This window comes from Mesoflavibacter sp. SCSIO 43206 (assembly GCF_019904215.1).
Classification (GTDB): domain Bacteria; phylum Bacteroidota; class Bacteroidia; order Flavobacteriales; family Flavobacteriaceae; genus Mesoflavibacter; species Mesoflavibacter zeaxanthinifaciens.
Window position 1 is genome coordinate 1607727 of the sequence record NZ_CP063201.1, and the last position, 19405, is coordinate 1627131.

Here is a 19405-nt window from a genome sequence, read left to right on the forward strand (position 1 = left end):
AGTATTATTTTTAAAACTTTAAAGATACAAATTACTATGCCAATTCCTCTTGTTAATTCTATTGCATCTTGGTTTTTAAAGAAACGTTTTCATCAAATAGAGTTGTTTTTAAAGTATCCAAACGAAGTACAACAAGAATTGTTATCTAGCCTTATAGATATTTCAAAAGACACAGAAGTTGGTAAGAAGTATGACTTTTCTTCTATAAAAAGTTATAAAACTTTTGCAGATCGTGTTCCGATTTCTTCCTATGAAGATATACAAGATGATATAGAGCGCGCACGTAAAGGCGAGTCTAATATTTTTTGGCCAAAACCTATTAAATGGTTTGCAAAATCTAGTGGTACTACTAATTCTAAAAGTAAATTTATACCCGTAAGTATGGATAGCTTAGAAGACTGTCATTATGCTGCTAGTAAAGATTTGCTATGCATGTATCTTAATAATAATGAAGAGTCTCAGCTTTTTACAGGTAAAAGTTTAAGGTTAGGAGGAAGTAAAGAATTATACAAAGAAAATGGTACAGCGTTTGGAGATTTAAGTGCTATTTTAATAGATAATATGCCATTTTGGGCAGAATTTAGTAGTACACCAAGCAATAAAGTAAGTTTGTTAAGCGAGTGGGAAACTAAAATGGCAGCAATAGTTGATGAAACGATAGAGGATAACGTAACAAGTCTTGCTGGTGTGCCAAGTTGGATGTTGGTTTTGCTCAACAATATTTTAGATAAAACAGGAAAAAATAGCATTTTTGATGTTTGGCCAAACCTAGAAGTTTACTTTCATGGAGGTGTAAGTTTTAATCCTTATATAGAACAGTATCGAGCTATTCTTCCGAAGAAAGAATTTAAGTATTACGAGATTTATAATGCTTCTGAAGGGTTTTTTGCTATTCAAGATCAAAATTACTCTGGCGATTTATTATTAATGCTAGATTATGGGATTTTTTACGAGTTTATCCCAATGGATACTTATGGTACAAAAGATGAAAAAGTAATACCGTTAAGCGAGGTAGAGCTAAATAAAAACTATGCAGTTATAATTACTACAAATGCAGGTTTATGGCGTTATAAGATAGGTGATACCGTAAGGTTTGTATCTATTAATCCTTATAGAATAAAAGTGTCTGGACGCACAAAACATCATATTAATGTGTTTGGTGAAGAGTTAATTATAGAAAATGCAGAAGATGCACTAAAAAAGGTGTGTAAAAAAACTCAGTCAGAAATTAAAGATTATACAGCTGCACCAATATTTATGGAAGGTAAGGAAAAAGGTGCGCACGAATGGTTAATAGAGTTTAAAACTCCTCCAAAAGATATTAATTATTTTAGTGAGTTATTTGATAATGCATTAAAAAGCTTAAATTCAGACTACGAAGCTAAGCGTTATAATAATATGACGTTGAACAAACCTAAAATTAATGTGGCTAGAGAAAATTTATTTTACGATTGGCTTAAAAAAAATAATAAATTAGGAGGACAACATAAAGTACCAAGATTGTCTAATACACGCCAGTTTATAGACGAATTATTATCTATTAATAATTAAACATGTTTTAAATCAGTTAATTAGTGTTATCTAATTTGGATATTAACAAAAAATTAACTACATTTAGAAAGCTATTAATCTGACTTAGGGGAAACGTCAAATTAACATTTAATTTGAAAACCACTTTATATTTGTAAATGTATAAAGTGGTTTTTTTATTTATAAAAAAACCACTCAAAACGTGAGTGGTTTAATTTTATTTAAAGAGTGTGTTCTTATTTTAAGATACAGCTTTTAGTTTTTTAAGTTTTGTTTTACTTAGCTTTTCTTCTGCGTAAGATTTAGTTACACTAAACTTTTTAGTCTCACTTCCTGGTAGCTCAAACATTGCGTCTGTTAAAATCTCTTCACATAAACTACGTAAACCTCTAGCTCCTAACTTGTATTCTATTGCTTTTTCTACAATATAATCTAAAGCGCCATCTGTAATGTTAAGCTCTATTTCGTCCATTTCAAACAGTTTTTTGTATTGTTTGATAATGGCATTTTTTGGCTCTGTTAAAATAGCTCTTAAAGTCTTTTCGTCTAAAGGATCCATGTAAGTTAAGACAGGTAATCTACCAATAATTTCTGGTATTAAACCAAAGTCTTTTAAATCTTTAGGAATGATGTATTGTAACAAGTTATTTTGGTCAACAACTTCTTCTTTAATAGAAGCGCTATAACCTACAGCTTGCATGTTTAAACGTTTAGAAATAACACGTTCTATACCATCAAAAGCTCCGCCAGCTATAAACAAGATGTTTTCTGTATTAACTTCTATAAATTTTTGATCAGGATGCTTACGTCCGCCTTTTGGTGGTACGTTAACTACTGTTCCTTCTAAAAGCTTTAATAATGCTTGTTGTACGCCTTCACCAGATACGTCTCGGGTAATAGAAGGGTTATCACTTTTACGTGCTATTTTATCAATTTCATCTATAAAAACAATACCTTTTTCTGCTTTATCAAGATTGTAATCTGCTGCTTGTAATAGTCTAGTTAAAATACTTTCTACATCTTCACCAACGTAACCAGCTTCTGTAAGAACAGTAGCGTCTACTATAGCTAATGGTACATTTAACATTCTGGCAACTGTTTTTGCCATTAATGTTTTTCCTGTACCGGTTTGTCCTACCATAACAATATTTGATTTTTGTATATCAATATCGTCATTGCTTGCTGGTTGTAACAAACGTTTGTAATGGTTGTATACAGCTACAGACATTACTTTTTTTGTGTATTCTTGTCCAATAATGTATTGATCAAGAAACGTTTTAATCTGTAATGGTTTTTTTAGCATTAGCTCTGCAGATAAACCATTGTCTTCGTTTTGTTTAGATTCTTCTATAACAATGCCATGTGCTTGTTCTATACATCTATCGCATATATGAGCATCTAAACCAGCAATTAATAAATTTGTTTCTGGCTTTTTCCTACCACAAAATGAACACTCTAATTCTTCTTTTGCCATTATTAATTTTAATTTTTACTCGCCTCTTGTTAAGATTTCGTCAATCATTCCGTACTCTTTAGCTTTATCAGCTTTCATCCAATAATCACGGTCACTATCATTGTAAACCTTGTCGTAATCTTGTCCAGAATGTTTACTTATTATTTTATATAATTCTTCTTTTAAAGTAAGAATTTCTCTAGCAGTAATCTCAATATCACTTGCTTGTCCTTGTGCACCTCCTAATGGTTGGTGAATCATAACACGTGAATGTGGTAAACCACTACGTTTTCCTTTTTCTCCTGCACATAATAATACTGCTCCCATAGATGCTGCCATACCTGTACAAATAGTAGCTACGTCTGGTTTTATAAATTGCATAGTATCATAAATACCTAATCCAGCATAAACACTACCACCTGGAGAGTTAATATATATTTGAATATCTTTATTAGCATCTGTGCTTTCTAAGAATAATAATTGTGCTTGTATAATGTTTGCAACTTGGTCATTTATTCCTGTTCCTAAAAAGATAATACGATCCATCATTAAACGAGAAAATACATCGAAGATAGCAATGTTCATCTGGCGCTCTTCAATAATATTAGGTGTTAAATTAGTTGGATACATACTACTAACAATTTTATTGTAGTAATTACTGTTTATCCCTTGGTCTTTTATTGCAAACTTTTCAAATTCTTTTCCGAAATCCATAGTTGTAAATAATATTTTTTAAATAAAATTAGGCGTTGTTTATAGTGATTAAACAACGCCTAAAGATAATGATTATTTTGTTAAACCTATACTAAAGAAACTATTGCTTTTTAAGGTTTAAAAGAGGTTTACTTATCTCCGTAAACTTCTTTTACAAACTTATCGTAAGATAATTCTTTAGTTTTGATGTTGGCTTCTTCTTTATATAACTCTAATAGTTTTTGGCTAACAACTTGTTCTGAAATTCGTCTTACTTCATCTTGATTAGATAATACGCGTGCTGCGATATCATCTAATTCTTTTTCTGAAGGGTTTAATTGTCCAAACTGTGCCATTTGCATTTTAATCATGTTTTTGGCGTTGCTTTTTACGTCTTCAAAATCTACTTTTAAACCATGTTTTTCCATGATTTTTGCTTCGATTAATTGGTAACGTAGGCTTTTTTCTGACTTTTCGTATTCTTCTTTAGCTGTAGCTTCATCCATTTCTTTTTCACCAGAAACTTGCATCCATTTTGTTAAGAATTCTGCTGGTAAATCAAACTTTGTGTTGTCTACTAAATATTCAGTAACGTCGTTTAATAATTTTTGATCAGATTGCTGTACGAATTGCTTTTCTGCATCTTCTTTAATCTTTTCTTTTAACTCGGTTACAGATTTTACGGTGTCTTTTCCAAATAACTTATCAAATAACTCTTGATCTAAATCTGCTAATTCACGTTTGTTAATTTCAGTAATTGTAAATGTTACTTCAATGTCTAAACCATGAGCATCATCATGAGATACTTTTAAAGCATGCATTAACTCGTGATCATCTTCGTAAAGACCTTTAGTCTTTAAAGTGATTACATCACCAACTTTAGCACCGATAAATTTCTTCTCGGTAGCTTTTCCTTTAAACTTGTCTAAAGTTAAAGTTACAGTGTTGTCAATGTCTTTGTCTTCGTTTTTGAAAGTACCGGTAATTTCGCTATCTTTTTCAACAGTGTCTTGAGATACTATTTTACCGTATTGTTTTTGGATACGCTCTATTTGCTCTTCTATCATTTTATCATCTGCAACGATATTGTAGTGCGTAATTGCTTTTTTACTTTTAATATCTACAGAAAATTCTGGAGCTAAACCTAATTCAAATTCAAAAGAAAAATTATCTCCATCCCAATCAATATCATCTTGTTGTTTTGGTAAAGGTTGTCCTAAAACATCAAGTTTTTCTTCTGTTAAATATTTATTTAATGCATCTTGAAGTAATTTATTTACTTCGTCTACTAATACAGCTTTACCGTATTGTTTTTTTACCATTCCCATTGGTACATGACCTTTTCTAAATCCAGGAATGTTAGCTGTTTTACGGTAATCTGATAAGATTTTTTCTACTTTATCACTATAGTCTTCTTTAGCGATATCTACTTTTACTACAGCATTTAATGCATCAATGTTTTCTCTTGTAATATTCATTATAAATGGTATAAAGCCTTTTTAAAGGCATTTAACACTTGTTTTAATTTAAAAAGGAGTGCAAAAGTACTACTTTTTTACACTCCAACCAATTTTTTAAGCTGTTGTATTTCAGAGTTTTTTGTGTTTACTCAGATTTCATGTCTGTTTTTAATAAAGATTGTAAAAACCACTGTAAAATTGAGAGTAAAACACTAAATAAAATGGCTGTCCAAATGCTTGATACGGCAAAACCATCTATAAATTTATCTGCCAATAAAATTATAAGTCCATTTATTACAAAAAGGAATAATCCTAACGTTAAAATAGTAGCAGGTAATGTTAATAAAACTAAGATGGGTTTTACTAATAGATTTAAAACAGCTAATACCAATGCTACAATAATAGCTGTAATATAACTGTCTACACTTACGCCATTTAAGATGTGTGCTAGGACAAAAACAGCAACAGCGTTAAGTAAAAGTCTAATAATTTGATTCATAAATTAAGTATTAAGAGTTGTTCTAATTTACAAAATTAATTACAGCTTCGTAGAATTGTTCTGGGTTTTCTGCATGTAGCCAATGCCCAGCGTTTGTAATTGTTATTATATTGGCTTTAGGGAATTGTCTTTTTATAATAGCTTCATCTTGTGCGCCAATATATTCGCTTTTATCTCCTTTTAAGAATAATGTGTTTTTGTCGAATTTAAAATGAAGTGGAAGCGCCTCGCCAACTTCACTAACATTTTCAGTAAGTGCTTCAAGATTCATCCTAAAGGCAAGTTTTCCTTTTTCTTTCCAATATAAATTTTTAAGTAAAAATTGTCTAACACTAACCTGTGGGATATAATTTGCTAATTGCTTATCTGCAGCACCACGACTTTTAATTTCTTTAAAATCAAAACTATTTAATCCTGCTAGGATAGTGTCATGATGAATTGGATAAAATCTTGGTGAAATATCTGCAACTATCAAGTGGCTAACTAATTTTGGATATTTGCTAGCAAAAAACATAGCGGTTTTTCCGCCCATAGAATGTCCTAAAACAATAGCTTCTTTAATATTATGATGATCAAAATACTGCTTTAAATCTTCAGATAATGCTTCGTAATGATGGTCTGGATCATGAAAACTCCTACCGTGATTACGTTGGTCTATTAAATGTACTTCAAAACTTTCTGCAAATTGATTCCCTAAAGTTTTCCAGTTGTCACTCATACCTAAAAACCCATGAAGGATCACAAATGGTTTGCCTTGACCTAGTATTTGTGAATGTAAAATCATTTATTTTAACTTGTTTTTATACATGTTTATTACATTTTCTACACCTAAGTATAGGCTTTCTGCAATTAAAGCATGACCAATAGATACTTCTAATAAATTAGGAATGCTTTGTTTGAAAAATTCTATATTATCTAATGATAGATCATGACCAGCATTAACACCTAAATCTAAACTATCTGCCAATTTTGCACAATCTGCATAAGGTATTACAGCATCTTTGTTGCCTAAGCTGTATTGGTGTGCAAAAGCTTCGGTGTATAATTCAATTCTATCCGTTCCGGTTTCTTTAGCGCCTTCAATTTGTTTTAAAACAGGATCAACAAAAATAGATGTTCTAATTCCGTTATTTTTAAATTCCTTAATAACTTCAACTAAAAAATCTTTGTTTTTAATAGTGTCCCAACCTGCATTACTAGTAATTGCGTCTATGCTATCAGGTACTAAAGTAACTTGTGTTGGTTTTGTTGCTAATACTAAATCTATAAATTTAGGTATGGGATTACCTTCTATATTATACTCTGTATAAACAACAGGTTTTAAATCGTGAGCATCTTGATATCTAATATGTCTTTCGTCAGGTCTAGGATGTATGGTTACACCTTCTGCGCCAAAACGCTGTACATCTTTTGCAAATTGAACAACATTTGGTACATCGCCACCACGAGAATTACGTAAAGTGGCAATTTTATTAATATTAACGCTTAATTTTGTCATTAACTTAAAGTTTATTTTAACACAAAAATACGAACTCTTAAAGGCTTTTTGTGCTAAAATTTAATTAATTTGCATAAACAAAAAGTTAAACTAAATGAATCTTTCAGAATACATTTTAAACGATATAAAACCTTTATCAAGTACTGATAAAATAAGCGATTTACAATTACTGTTTAATCAGTTAACCTTCTCGCATATACCAATTAAGGATCAAAATGATGTGTATATAGGTTGTGTTTCTGAAAATGATGCACATTGTTTTAAAGGCTCTGAAGTGATAAGCGATATAGCGTATTCTGTAGAGGGTTTTTTTGTAAGAGAAGAAACTAACTGGTTAGATGTTTTAGAGGCTTTTGCTCAAAATCATACTAACATAATGCCCGTTTTAAATAGGAATAATAAATATTTAGGGTATTATGAACTTAATGATGTAATTGGGTTGTTTAATGAAACTCCATTTTTCTCGGCAAATGGAGGGATTTTAATTGTAGAAAAAGGTATTCAGGATTATTCGTTTAGTGAAATTAGTCAAATTGTTGAGAGTAATAACGGAAGATTATTAGGCGCTTTTGTTTCTAAACATGAAAATGATTTAGCGCAAATTACCTTAAAAATAGGGAATACAGGCTTAAACGATATTATGCAAAGTTTTAGGAGGTATAGCTATAATATAGTTTCAGGTCAAGAAGAAGATACTTATTTAGAAGGCTTGAAAGAACGATCGGATTATTTAAAAAAATATCTAGATATTTAAGATGAAGGTTGCTATTTACAGTCAATTTCAAAAGAAAAAACCTTTAGCATCTTTAGAAGTATTACTAGAGGTTTTAGAGAAAGAGAATTTTGATGTTTTTATTGAAGAAACCTTTTTTAAAAACATTTCATCCAAAATAAAAAAGACATTAAATACTTTTTCTAGTTTAGATAATTCTTACGATTTTTTAATAAGTATTGGAGGTGATGGGACAATTTTACGAGCTGTTACCTTAGTAAGAGATTTAAATATACCTATGGTTGGAATAAACACGGGTAGATTAGGTTTTTTAGCAACTATTCAACATGACGAAATTGAAGATGCTATTAAATCTATAATAGAAAAAGATTATAAGATTTCTGAACGTACCTTGTTAAGTATTTCAGTTTCTGAACCTAATAAAGAAATTGAATCTTGTAATTTCGCTTTAAACGAAATAGCGGTTAGTCGTAAAAACACCACATCTATGATTACGGTTGAAACCGAATTAGATGGTGAGTATTTAACCTCTTATTGGAGTGATGGATTAATTATATCTACACCAACAGGATCAACAGGATATTCTTTAAGTTGTGGCGGACCAGTAATAACACCAAAAGCAGCAAGTTTTGTACTAACACCAATTGCGCCACATAATTTAAGCGCAAGACCTTTAGTGATAGAAGACTCTATTACAATTAAACTTAAAGTAGATGGTAGAGAGAAGCAACATCTAGTATCTTTAGACTCACGTATTGCAACACTTTCGAATAAAACCGAAATTACCATAAAAAAAGCTCCATTTTCAATTAAAATGATAGCGCTTCATAACGAAACCTTCTTAGATACCTTACGTAAAAAATTACTTTGGGGAGAAGATAAGCGTAATTAAACAATAAAATTTGCCTAAATCTGTTTAAATGAGTAACTATTTCAATAGAATTGTTATAGGCTAATCTTATTTATTATATTTGCAAACTTTGAAGATTTATGAGGCAATTTACAGTAATCATAATAACACTATTTAGTATACAGTTTAGCACTGCTCAAATACACGAATTTGGCTTGTATTTAGGAGGTTCTAATTTTATAGGAGATGTTGGAGCAACAGATTATATTGCGCCAAAAAACTTAACTATAGGTGGAATTTATAAATGGAATAGAAGTCCGAGACATTCGTACAGAATTTCATTACTGTTTAGTGAGCTAGAAGGAATTGATAAAAACTCTGATGACCCAAGTCGTCAAATCAGAGGATTAGAATTTAATAGTCAAATAATAGAATTATCTGCCGGAATGGAGTTTACCTTTTTAGATTTTAATCTTCACAAAGGAGGTTTTGTTTCAACACCATATTTATACACAGGTGTTACAGTAACAAAACACGATAACTTCTTTTTAGCAAATTCAGGACAATTAGAACCAGAAGGAACCGAGAGTTTTGCTTACGGTATACCAATGGTAGTTGGTTATAAAGCAGCAATTGCACAGCATTTTGTGCTTGCTTTTGAAATTGGTGCACGTTATACATTTTCAGATGAAATTGATGGAAGTGTGCCAGATGCAGAAGAACTTCAAAGTAGAAGCTTTGGTAATTTAAATAATAATGATTGGTATACCTTTACAGGTGTAACACTAACCTATACATTTGGTAAAAACCCTTGTTATTGCGCATTTTAAGTGAGTATTGATAAAATAAATAAAGACTATTTACCCAAACATCTAGCTATTATAATGGATGGAAATGGGCGTTGGGCAAAACAAAAAGGCATGTTACGTGCTATTGGTCATGAAAACGGAACAAAAGCAGTTAGAACAACAGTTGAGTCTTGTGCAAAATTAGGTGTAGAAAACTTAACCCTTTATGCGTTTTCTACAGAAAACTGGAACAGACCAAAATTAGAAGTAGATACACTAATGAAACTTTTAGTGTCTTCACTAAAAAAAGAAATTAACACACTTTTAGATAATAATATTAAACTAAATGCTATTGGTAACTTATCATTATTACCAAAAAAAGTGTCTAAAGAATTACAAGAAGTTATTAATTTAACTAGCAAAAACACGCATATGAATCTTACTTTAGCGCTTAGTTATGGGTCTAGAGAAGAGTTAGTTACAGCTGTTAAAGAAATCAGTAATAAAGTTAAAAATAATATAATTTCTGAAGAAAGTATTGACCAGTCAGTTATAAATAAGCATCTTTACACGCACAATTTACCAGATGTAGACTTGCTTATACGAACTAGCGGAGAGCAACGTATAAGTAACTTTTTGTTATGGCAAATAGCCTATGCAGAGTTGTATTTTACTCCAGTACTTTGGCCAGACTTTACAGAGCAACACTTAAGTGAAGCTATTATAGAATATCAAAAAAGAGAACGACGATTTGGGAAAACAAGTGAACAAATTAGCTAAACAATTACCATTGAAAACAGCATTACAATACGTTTTAATTACCTTCATATTTGCCATTTCAGCATTAGGTAACGCGCAAGAATTAGACTACGAAGGCGGAGAAAAATATAACCTTGCCGGCATATCAGTAAAAGGAAACACAACCTTTAGTGAACAAACCATAATAACCTACTCGGGTTTAAGAAAAGATACCGAAATACAAATACCAGGCGAACAAATAAGTAATGCTATAAAAAAGCTTTGGAGTTCTAATTTATTTAGCGACATAGAAGTTTACTTAGTCAAAACAGAAGGTAAAGATGCCTTTTTAGAAATAAGATTATCAGATCTTCCAGAATTAAATGAAATTAACATCACAGGTGTTAAAAAGAATAAGAAAGAAACTATAATCAAAGAAAATAAACTACTAAAAGGTACAAAGGTTACAGAAAACCTAGTAACAACGACAAGAAACTACCTTGAAAATAAGTATAGAAAAGATGGTTTTTTAAATGCAGATGTAAAAGTAAATACTACAGAAGTTGTTAGTGACTCTACATTTAAGCCACAAGTAAATATGTTTGTTGCTGTAGATAAAGGAGAAAAAGTTAAAGTTAAAAAAATTAACTTTGAAGGTAACGAAGTCTTATCGGACAAAAAGCTAAGAAAAGCAATGAAAAATACGAAGCAGAAAAATCCAATTCGTATTTTTAAACGATCAAAGTTTATTGAAGCAGACTACAAAGAAGATTTATCTTCGATTGTAGACAAATATAAAGAGATAGGTTATAGAGATGCACGTATTATTTCAGACACTTTAACATACAATGGAGAAGAAACTGTGTCTTTAGACATAAAAGTAGAAGAAGGAGAAAAGTATACTTTTGGCGACATTACATTTATAGGTAATACAGTATATTCTGATGAGTTCTTAAAAAGAAAGTTAAGAATAGAAAAAGGAGACACATACAACGGTATAGAACTACAAAAAAGAATAGCAGATGCATCTAGTCCAGATGCAGATGACCTTACAAACTTATATCAAAATAATGGATACTTATTCTCAACAATAAACCCAGTAGAGGTTAATGCAGATGGTAACGTTATCGATATGGAAATTAGAATAAGCGAAGGTAAACCTGCTTATTTTAATAAAGTAACAGTTGTTGGTAATAACAAAACAAACGACCATGTTATTTATAGAGAAATAAGAACACGTCCAGGAGAATTATACAGTAAAGAAAATGTAGTAAGAACAATACGAGAGTTAAGTCAACTAGGTTTCTTTGATGCAGAACAATTAACACCAAATTTTAAAAATGTAAATCCAGATGAAGGAACTGTAGATATGGAATACTCTGTAGTAGAATCTGGATCTAGCCAAATAGAATTGCAAGGTGGTTACGGTGGAGGAGGATTTATTGGGACGTTAGGTTTATCTTTCAATAACTTTTCTTTAAAAGATATATTCAAAAAAGATGCTTATACGCCAATTCCAATGGGTGATGGACAAAGATTAGCTTTAAGATTACAAGCTAGTAGATTTTTTCAAACTTATAGTTTTCAATTTTCAGAACCTTGGTTAGGAGGTAAAAAACCAGTGCAATTCTCTACCTCTATATCACAAACAAAACAGTTTTTATATAATCCATTAACACAAAACGCAGATAAGGATAGACGTTTTAACATAACAGGTATTACTTTCGGTTTAGCTAAACGTTTATCTGTCCCAGATGATTATTTTACCTTATCTCAAGCAGTAAGTTTTCAGCATTATAACTTAAAAAATTATAATACAGGATTATTTACATTTGGTGATGGTTACTCTAACAACTTATCTTATACAATAGGTTTAACAAGAAACAACACTTTTAATGATCCTATTTTCCCAATGGGTGGATCTAACTTCTCTATTACAGCAAAAATGTCTTTACCATACTCTGTGTTTAATAATGTAGATTATGAAGCATTAAAGCAAGAAAGAGAAGATAATATAGCTATAATTAACGACTCTAATAGCACAGTAAGCGAGTCTAACGCAGCATCAAATAGAGTTAGCGAAATTGACCAAGAACGTTTTAAGTGGTTAGAGTTTTATAAGGTTAAGTTTAAAGGAGATTGGTACACTAGATTAGTAGATAAGTTAGTGTTACGTCCAAGTGTAGAATTTGGTTTCTTAGGAGCTTATAATCAAGATAGAGGAATTATACCTTTTGAACGTTTCTTTGTTGGTGGTGATGGTTTAGGAAATTATAGCTTAGACGGAAGGGAAGCAATAGCCTTAAGAGGTTACCAAAACCAATCCTTATCAACTCAAGATGGAGGAACAATTTATAATAAGTTTTCTTTAGAATTACGTTACCCAATAACCTTAAAACAATCTGCAAAAATCTATGCTTTAACATTCTTAGAAGCAGGTAATTCTTATAATGATTTTAGGAGCTATGATCCTTTTGAGTTAAAAAGATCTGCAGGATTTGGTGTAAGAATTTTTATGCCAGCATTTGGATTATTAGGTATAGACTTTGGACATGGATTTGATCCACAACCAGGCGAAACTTCAAAACATGGTTGGGAAACTCACTTTATCATAGGACAACAGTTTTAAAAAAAAACAATGCTAAAACCCAATAAAATAGGTTAATAAGCTTGATAGTTTACTAATTTTTTTATTTTTGGCACGATATTTTCTAATAACAAGTTGAGGATTTAATTAAAGAATTAAAATTTTTATAATTAAAATTCGTTATTTTGAAAATAGCAGCTTAAACACAAATAATTTGGCGGCTAAGTTTAAATTAAAAACTAAATAAATCCAACATGAAATTTAAAGTTCTTTTAGTATTGTTCATATTAAGTGTGTCCTTTCAAGCAAATGCACAACGTGGCGTAAGAATAGGTTATATAGATACTGAATATATTTTAGAAAATGTTCCAGAATATACCGAAGCTACTAAGCAATTAGAGTCTAAAGTACAAAAATGGAAAACTGAAATTGAAGGTCGATTAAATACTGTAAAGCAAAAACGCGAGGCACTTAATAACGAAAAAGCATTATTAACAAAAGAGTTAATAGAAGAGCGTGAAGAAGATATTTTATTTGAAGAAAAAGAAATATTAGATTATCAACAAAAACGCTTTGGTCCTAATGGTGATTTGATGATTCAAAAAAAGCAGTTAATGCAACCAGTTCAAGACCAAATTTTTCAAGCAGTACAAGACATAGCAGCAAACAAAAAATACGATTTTGTTTTTGATAAATCTGCAGATGTTGTTATGCTATATTCAGCAGAACGTTTTGATATTAGCGACTTAGTAATAAGAACAATAACTAGAGCATCAAAACGTAAACAAGCAACAAACAGAAAAGAGCGTAAAGAAGCAAAAGAAGAAGAAGTTGTAGAAGAGATTAATGACTCTCAAGAAGCTAGACAAAAAGCATTAGACGAAAAAAGAGCAGCAAGAGAAGCTGCTGCAGAAAAACGTAGACAAGAAATATTAGAAGCAAGAGAAGCAAAGAAAAAAGCAGCACAAGAGAAAAGACAAAAACTTATAGAAGAACGTGCAAAAGCTAGAGAAGAAAAATTAAAAGCTAGACAAGAAACTAAAGACGAAGAAAACCCATCTTTTGATGGAGATGAAAATAATAAAGAAGAAAAATAATAAAAAAAGAGTTTAGTTAACAACAAACTCTTAGATAAACATTAATAATTTATAACACAAATACTATTAAAAATGAAACAAATTAAATCACTTTTATTCGCTGCAGCATTATTTATAGGAGCAACAAGTTTTACTAATGCTCAATCAAAAGTAGCGCATATTAATGTTGGAGAGCTTGTAACTTCAATGCCAGAGATGAAAACTGCACAAGCAGAAATGGAACAAATGGGTAAAACGTTTGAAACTGACATTCAAGAAATGATGAATGAGTATAAAACAAAAGCTCAACAATACGAAGCAGAAGCTGCAACAAAAACTAATGAAGATAACCAAAAAAGAGGTGAAGAGTTAGCAGGTATGCAACAAAACATTAGACAATTTCAAGCTAATGCACAACAACAATTACAACAAAAAGAATTAGATCTTTTAGAGCCAATTACAAAAAAGGCTAAAGCAGCTATTTTAAAAGTAGCAAAAGCACAAGGATTTGATTATGTATTAGATTCTTCTCAAGGTTCAGGAGTAATCATGGCAGAAGGTAAAAACTTATTACAAGACGTTCAAAAAGAATTAGGATTTTAATTAAAATCTCTTTTAAAATACAATAAAGCTGTCTAAATTTAGACAGCTTTTTTTATACTATAATTTTTTATGAGTAAACAGCCTATTGGTATTTTTGATTCTGGAGTTGGTGGTACTTCTATTTGGAAAGAAATACACGCTTTATTACCTTACGAAAACACTATTTACCTTGCAGATAGTGCAAATGCACCTTATGGGCCAAAAGGGAAAGACGCTATTATAGCATTATCAGAAAAAAACACAGAGTATTTATTAAATCAAAATTCCAAAATAATTGTTGTAGCATGTAATACAGCAACAACAAATGCCATTAAACATTTAAGAAAAAAATATGATGTGCCTTTTATAGGTATAGAGCCAGCAATAAAACCTGCAGCATTACAAACCCAAACAAAAGCTATTGGTATTTTAGCAACAAAAGGCACTTTAAGTAGTGAGCTTTTTTTTAACACCTCACAATTGTATTCTAATGGAATAGAAGTAATAGAACAAGAAGGAGAAGGTATTGTGCAATTAATTGAAAGTGGTAATATTAATTCGGAAGAGATGAAAGCGCTTTTAGAAATTTATTTAAAGCCAATGCTAAATGCTAATATCGATTATTTGGTGTTAGGTTGTACACATTATCCATATTTAATACCACAACTTTTAAAAATGCTTCCTAAGCATATAAAAATAATAGACTCTGGTGAAGCTGTTGCTAGACAGACAAAAGCTATTTTAAAACAGTTAAACTTGCTTAATATAGCGGATGTCAAACCAGATTTAAAATTTTATATCAATTCTAATCCAAAAGTCATGTCTCAACTTTTAAATAATAACTTTGAGGTAAATCAAAAAGATTTTTAGTCATAAAAAAAAGCCAAGTGTTACACTTGGCTTTTTTATTATATATGTTCAGTTCTATACTTCTTCAGCATCTCTTAAGCTTTGAATGTAAGCTGCTTTTTGAACTTGTTTTCTTCTTGTTACAGAAGGTTTTGTAAAGTATTGCTTGTCTCTTAAGTTTTGCATTACTTTAATATTTCTGTGTTTACGCTTGTAACGTTTTAAGGCGCGTTCTATGTTTTCGCCTTCTTTAATTTCTATTCTTAACATATCAGTATTTTAAATCTTTTGCGAATATCCCTCAAATATTAGGATTATTCAAATTATTAATGTTTTATTTTAGTTTTTTAACCTAAATAGGTCTTTAAAATCTTACTTTTTGATGTTTGACGTAATCGTCTTATACCTTTTTCTCTAATTTGCCTAACGCGTTCTCTTGTAAGGTCAAAGGTTCTTCCAATCTCATCTAATGTCATTGCTGGTTGATTACCTAAACCAAAATTTAATCTAATTACATCACTTTCTCTTGGTGTTAAAGTTTCTAATGCACGTTCAATCTCAATATTTAAAGATTCATGCATTAGTTGATTATCAGGGTTTGGAGATTCTCCAGATTTTACTAGATCATAGAGGCTATAATCTTCGCCTTCTTTTAGTGGTGCATCCATAGAAACGTGTCTGCTAGAGATACGCATAGATTGTTTTACATCACTTATTGTTAGGTCTAACTCTTTAGCAATTTCTGCAGCGCTTGGCGGTCTTTGATTAGCTTGCTCTAAATGAGATGTTACTTTTCTAATTTTATTAATGCTTCCAATTTTGTTAAGTGGTAATCTAACAATTCTTGATTGTTCTGCTAAAGCAGAAAGAATAGCTTGTCTAATCCACCAAACAGCGTAAGAAATAAATTTAAAACCTCTAGTTTCGTCAAAACGTTTAGCAGCTTTTACTAAACCTGCATTTCCTTCGTTAATTAAATCTGGAAGTTTTAAGCCTTGATTTTGATATTGTTTGGCAACAGAAACAACAAAACGTAAGTTAGCAGTGGTTAATTTATCTAAAGATTTTTGACATCCTTCTCTAATTTTCTTGGCTAATTCTACTTCTTCTTCAGCAGTAACCATAGGAAGTTTACTTATGTCTTGTAGGTATTTGTCAAGTGATTTAGATTCGCGATTGGTAACTTGTTTCGTGATTTTTAATTGTCGCATTCAATATAGTTTAATGTTTAACATTTTCAATCTAACAGAATATTCGACAATTCCTAATATTTAACAGTTTTTTAGGTGTTTTGTTGCGAAGTTTTTAAAAGAATTAATCAGATTTCTTCTTTTTTCCAAAAAGTCCTCCTAACACGTCTTTTACATTATTTTTAGTTTTTGTAGAATCTGTTTTTGTCGAGTCTTTTGGTTTGTTTCCGCCTAAAAGTCCGCCAATAACATCTTTTACTGGATTATTAGTGGTGGTTGATGTACTGTCAGTACTTTGATTGTTGTTGTTTAAAATGTTACCAATAGCATCATTAAGCTTGCCTTTACCTTGGTTTATTAATTTTTGTTTTTGAATTTCGACTAACTGCTGTGTTAATGTTTTTACACCGCTAGTTAAGTCTGTAGACACTTGTGGTTTTGTTGTGTTTCCGGAAATAGATGCGGTTACGGGTATTGTAATGTTGTTTACTGCAGGATCGTTAATTTTATTTATTAATGCATTTACATCACTTCCTAAATATTTTGCAGGTACATCAATAACTACTTGATAGTTCATTGTGTTGCTAAAAGAATGCGATCCGCCAATTGTCATTTTTATGTCCTTGTATTTTATATCAAATGGTTGGACGTTGACTTGACCATTATTAAAAGATAATTTTGCGGTAAGGTCTTTTAAATTAAGCTTACTAAAATCTAAAAAGCTTAATTTGTTTTCTAAAGCTGTAAATAGCTGTTCGTTTTTAGGCTTAAATTCTCCAGTTAATAATTCCGCGAAAGCGTCACCCGAAATTGTATTTAAAATAGGTGTAAAATCTTGACCTAATGTACCAGAAATATCAATAGAGCTGTTAAGTTTTCCTTCTAAAGCTTTAGCGATAGGCGCTAACGCTTGTAGCATGTCTAAACCATTAAACGACTCTGAAATATTAAAGTTTGACGCACCAAGTTGCATGCTGAATGTAGATTGCTCTTTTGTGGTGTCCACTAAACCGTTTAAGCTTAAATTACCATCAAAAATACTTGATGTCATGTTATTTAATTTTGCTTTACCATCTGCTATATTTAAGCTACCTTTTACATCTTTTAAAGTAAGATTGTCATAAATTACTGTGGTTGCATTTGCTGTTACGTTACAATCTAAAAATTCAGGGATTTTTAATGCAGTATCAGGTTCTGTGCTTTGGTTTACTGGTGCTTCACTACCGCCTTCTATCATAAAGTCGCTAACCACAAATTTATTTGAGTTGACATTAAAATTTCCTTTTAGCTTTTTATTGCTTAATAAAAAACCAAGTAAATTATTTATTGTACCAGTTGCGTTTAAATCAGATTGTCCTGTTGTTGCATTAAACTTATCAAGTTTTATAGTGCCTGGATTAAAGTTAACTTCTGCATTACTTATATTAATTGGGTTTACTATATCTGCTGAAGAAAACTCAAATCCGCTAACGCTAACCATACCGTTGTTTTTGATACGTTCGTAAGTATTAGTTTCGATAGCATTCATATCAAAACTGGTATTTAATTTAGCTTTTAAAATACCTTTTAATTCATTTTCAAGTTCAATTGGGTACGCTTTTGTAATATTAGCTAAATTTAATACACCATCAATATTAGCGTTTACTAACATGTTAGTCGTTAGATTTTTTATAGTAGCCGAACTTTTAAAAACATCTTGGTCTATTTTAAAATTAAGCGCATTTAAGTTAACGTAAGTATCGTCTACTAAACCAGTTTCGTTTTTTATTTGTGCGTTAATATTGATGTTTTCTACACGTTTTGGTAGATCTGCAAATTTAAAAGACGCATTATCAGATAGAGTATTAATATCTAAAGTAGGTATGGTTTCTTCAGTTACTTTTCCTTTAATAATTCCGTTTACTTTAAAGTTTCCAGTCGTATTTACGTTGTCTAAGTTTTTAGCATAAGTATTTGGGATAACTGCTAAAAACTCTTTAAATGAAGAACCAGGATTTTCAAAAGAAATATCAATCTCTTGTCCGTCTTCAAGTTGTTTTACATAACCTTTAAATTGCAACGGTAAATCATTTACAAAACCTTTATTGTCTTTAAATGTATAGGTTTGGTTAGGTATGTCTAAATCTATTAAAGCATCTAGCTTAATTAGGTTGTTGCTTAAATATTCTGTGCTATCAAGACTGAAAGTTACGTTGGCTTCGGTTTTTGTGTCTAATTCGGAAGTGTCTCCAGAAAAGATTCCGTTACCTGTATGATTAATGTTTGTTACTTTTATTAATGTATTAGCGCTTTCATCTATATAATTAAAGGCGCTGTTGTTTATGCTGTAATTTTCAATATCAAAAGCAAAACCATCATTATTTGAAGTGTCTGATGATGTGTTGTTGGTGCTTTCTTTAGCAATGTCCCAATTTACTTGTCCGTCTTTGTTTGTTTTTAAATTAATTAAGGCGTCATCAATATTTATGCTGTTTACAATAATAGGATCTTCGCTAGCGGTTTTAAAAAGTTCTTTAACAGACATGTCTAAGGATAGCTGTTTTACACTAGCTAAAGTATCATTTTTAAAAGGCTCAAAATTGGTAATTACCAAATTGTCTAAGGTAACATTAGCTTGTGGGAAGCTTCTAATAAAACTTAAGTCTACATCATTAAATTCAACTTTTGCATTTACATTGTTGTTAATGAAATTTTTAACCATATCCTTTATTTGACTTTGAAAAATAAACGGACTAGCTATTAAAAGTAATAGTAGAATTAAAAATGAAATTCCGATAATTTTAAGCTTTTTCTTCATGAGAACTTTTTAAGTTGAATTTTCATACGAATTTACGTATTAAAATAGGTAAAAAGATCTTGATAAGCTTAGATTTAATATA

At 30.6% G+C, this 19405-nt stretch carries 18 protein-coding genes; 9 read left to right on the top strand and 9 right to left on the bottom strand.

All coding sequences use genetic code 11. From position 1 onward, the window contains the following. The first annotated feature begins 36 nt into the window (after positions 1–36). Positions 37–1551, top strand: coding sequence for a GH3 auxin-responsive promoter family protein (locus INR78_RS07395; RefSeq protein WP_223076014.1), 1515 nt, complete (start codon positions 37–39; stop codon positions 1549–1551). A gap of 220 nt (positions 1552–1771) precedes the next feature. Here the strand turns inward: INR78_RS07395 and clpX are convergent, their stop codons facing one another. The 6 genes from clpX to INR78_RS07425 all read right to left on the bottom strand — a co-directional run bounded on the left by clpX (position 1772) and on the right by INR78_RS07425 (position 7133). Then, positions 1772–3004 carry an ATP-dependent Clp protease ATP-binding subunit ClpX gene (gene clpX, locus INR78_RS07400; RefSeq protein WP_027880473.1) on the bottom strand — a complete coding sequence of 411 codons (1233 nt, stop codon included), beginning with the start codon at positions 3002–3004 and terminating at the stop codon, positions 1772–1774. A gap of 15 nt (positions 3005–3019) precedes the next feature. Then, positions 3020–3697: an ATP-dependent Clp endopeptidase proteolytic subunit ClpP gene (clpP, locus tag INR78_RS07405; RefSeq protein ID WP_027880474.1), complete on the bottom strand. Its 678-nt coding sequence runs from the start codon at positions 3695–3697 to the stop codon at positions 3020–3022. A 128-nt stretch (positions 3698–3825) separates the two neighbouring features. Next, positions 3826–5154, bottom strand: coding sequence for a trigger factor (gene tig, locus INR78_RS07410; RefSeq protein WP_223076015.1), 1329 nt, complete (start codon positions 5152–5154; stop codon positions 3826–3828). Between the two features lie 127 nt (positions 5155–5281). After that, positions 5282–5635 (bottom strand): phage holin family protein, encoded by a 354-nt coding sequence (locus INR78_RS07415; protein WP_223076016.1) that lies wholly within the window; start codon positions 5633–5635, stop codon positions 5282–5284. A 22-nt stretch (positions 5636–5657) separates the two neighbouring features. Next, positions 5658–6419 carry an alpha/beta fold hydrolase gene (locus INR78_RS07420; RefSeq protein ID WP_223076017.1) on the bottom strand — a complete coding sequence of 254 codons (762 nt, stop codon included), beginning with the start codon at positions 6417–6419 and terminating at the stop codon, positions 5658–5660. Further along, positions 6420–7133: a pyridoxine 5'-phosphate synthase gene (locus INR78_RS07425; protein ID WP_223076018.1), complete on the bottom strand. Its 714-nt coding sequence runs from the start codon at positions 7131–7133 to the stop codon at positions 6420–6422. 94 nt (positions 7134–7227) lie between these two features. On the opposite strand from INR78_RS07425, the gene INR78_RS07430 reads away from it, so the two are divergent. The 8 genes from INR78_RS07430 (at position 7228) to murI (ending at position 15357) form a co-directional block, all read left to right on the top strand. Next, entirely contained in the window at positions 7228–7887 is a 660-nt protein-coding gene (locus INR78_RS07430; protein ID WP_223076019.1) for a CBS domain-containing protein, read from the top strand. A 1-nt stretch (position 7888) separates the two neighbouring features. Further along, positions 7889–8758 carry an NAD kinase gene (locus tag INR78_RS07435; protein WP_223076020.1) on the top strand — a complete coding sequence of 290 codons (870 nt, stop codon included), beginning with the start codon at positions 7889–7891 and terminating at the stop codon, positions 8756–8758. 98 nt (positions 8759–8856) lie between these two features. After that, positions 8857–9546 (top strand): DUF6089 family protein, encoded by a 690-nt coding sequence (locus INR78_RS07440; protein WP_223076021.1) that lies wholly within the window; start codon positions 8857–8859, stop codon positions 9544–9546. 54 nt (positions 9547–9600) lie between these two features. Beyond that, positions 9601–10284: an isoprenyl transferase gene (locus tag INR78_RS07445; RefSeq protein ID WP_255593145.1), complete on the top strand. Its 684-nt coding sequence runs from the start codon at positions 9601–9603 to the stop codon at positions 10282–10284. Next, positions 10256–12871: an outer membrane protein assembly factor gene (locus INR78_RS07450; RefSeq protein ID WP_223076023.1), complete on the top strand. Its 2616-nt coding sequence runs from the start codon at positions 10256–10258 to the stop codon at positions 12869–12871. The genes INR78_RS07445 and INR78_RS07450 overlap by 29 nt, the downstream gene beginning before the upstream one ends. Positions 12872–13083: 212 nt before the next feature. Next, entirely contained in the window at positions 13084–13926 is an 843-nt protein-coding gene (locus tag INR78_RS07455; RefSeq protein WP_223076024.1) for an OmpH family outer membrane protein, read from the top strand. Between the two features lie 72 nt (positions 13927–13998). Continuing rightward, positions 13999–14508: an OmpH family outer membrane protein gene (locus INR78_RS07460; protein ID WP_027880484.1), complete on the top strand. Its 510-nt coding sequence runs from the start codon at positions 13999–14001 to the stop codon at positions 14506–14508. Positions 14509–14577: 69 nt separating this feature from the next. After that, a complete protein-coding gene (gene murI, locus INR78_RS07465; protein WP_223076025.1) occupies positions 14578–15357 on the top strand; it encodes a glutamate racemase in 780 nt (259 codons plus the stop codon). Between the two features lie 54 nt (positions 15358–15411). On the opposite strand, the gene rpsU is transcribed toward murI, so the two are convergent. From rpsU to INR78_RS07480, 3 genes are all read right to left on the bottom strand, one after another. Further along, positions 15412–15606 (bottom strand): 30S ribosomal protein S21, encoded by a 195-nt coding sequence (gene rpsU / locus INR78_RS07470; protein WP_027880486.1) that lies wholly within the window; start codon positions 15604–15606, stop codon positions 15412–15414. 77 nt (positions 15607–15683) lie between these two features. After that, on the bottom strand, positions 15684–16547 hold the full coding sequence (locus INR78_RS07475; RefSeq protein WP_027880487.1) for an RNA polymerase sigma factor RpoD/SigA: 864 nt from the start codon (positions 16545–16547) through the stop codon (positions 15684–15686). 103 nt (positions 16548–16650) lie between these two features. Then, on the bottom strand, positions 16651–19323 hold the full coding sequence (locus tag INR78_RS07480; RefSeq protein ID WP_223076026.1) for an AsmA family protein: 2673 nt from the start codon (positions 19321–19323) through the stop codon (positions 16651–16653). Between the last annotated feature and the right edge of the window lie 82 nt (positions 19324–19405).

What these genes read in the sequence shown, in the direction of transcription:
- INR78_RS07425 (WP_223076018.1), bottom strand. Translation starts at nt 7,133, where the DNA reads ATGACAAAATTAAGCGTTAATATTAATAAAATTGCCACTTTACGTAAT.
- clpP (WP_027880474.1), bottom strand. Translation starts at nt 3,697, where the DNA reads ATGGATTTCGGAAAAGAATTTGAAAAGTTTGCAATAAAAGACCAAGGG.
- INR78_RS07415 (WP_223076016.1), bottom strand. Translation starts at nt 5,635, where the DNA reads ATGAATCAAATTATTAGACTTTTACTTAACGCTGTTGCTGTTTTTGTC.
- INR78_RS07480 (WP_223076026.1), bottom strand. Translation starts at nt 19,323, where the DNA reads ATGAAGAAAAAGCTTAAAATTATCGGAATTTCATTTTTAATTCTACTA.
- rpsU (WP_027880486.1), bottom strand. Translation starts at nt 15,606, where the DNA reads ATGTTAAGAATAGAAATTAAAGAAGGCGAAAACATAGAACGCGCCTTA.
- INR78_RS07395 (WP_223076014.1), top strand. Translation starts at nt 37, where the DNA reads ATGCCAATTCCTCTTGTTAATTCTATTGCATCTTGGTTTTTAAAGAAA.
- INR78_RS07445 (WP_255593145.1), top strand. Translation starts at nt 9,601, where the DNA reads ATGGATGGAAATGGGCGTTGGGCAAAACAAAAAGGCATGTTACGTGCT.
- clpX (WP_027880473.1), bottom strand. Translation starts at nt 3,004, where the DNA reads ATGGCAAAAGAAGAATTAGAGTGTTCATTTTGTGGTAGGAAAAAGCCA.
- INR78_RS07475 (WP_027880487.1), bottom strand. Translation starts at nt 16,547, where the DNA reads ATGCGACAATTAAAAATCACGAAACAAGTTACCAATCGCGAATCTAAA.
- INR78_RS07440 (WP_223076021.1), top strand. Translation starts at nt 8,857, where the DNA reads ATGAGGCAATTTACAGTAATCATAATAACACTATTTAGTATACAGTTT.
- tig (WP_223076015.1), bottom strand. Translation starts at nt 5,154, where the DNA reads ATGAATATTACAAGAGAAAACATTGATGCATTAAATGCTGTAGTAAAA.
- INR78_RS07460 (WP_027880484.1), top strand. Translation starts at nt 13,999, where the DNA reads ATGAAACAAATTAAATCACTTTTATTCGCTGCAGCATTATTTATAGGA.
- INR78_RS07420 (WP_223076017.1), bottom strand. Translation starts at nt 6,419, where the DNA reads ATGATTTTACATTCACAAATACTAGGTCAAGGCAAACCATTTGTGATC.
- INR78_RS07430 (WP_223076019.1), top strand. Translation starts at nt 7,228, where the DNA reads ATGAATCTTTCAGAATACATTTTAAACGATATAAAACCTTTATCAAGT.
- INR78_RS07455 (WP_223076024.1), top strand. Translation starts at nt 13,084, where the DNA reads ATGAAATTTAAAGTTCTTTTAGTATTGTTCATATTAAGTGTGTCCTTT.
- murI (WP_223076025.1), top strand. Translation starts at nt 14,578, where the DNA reads ATGAGTAAACAGCCTATTGGTATTTTTGATTCTGGAGTTGGTGGTACT.
- INR78_RS07435 (WP_223076020.1), top strand. Translation starts at nt 7,889, where the DNA reads ATGAAGGTTGCTATTTACAGTCAATTTCAAAAGAAAAAACCTTTAGCA.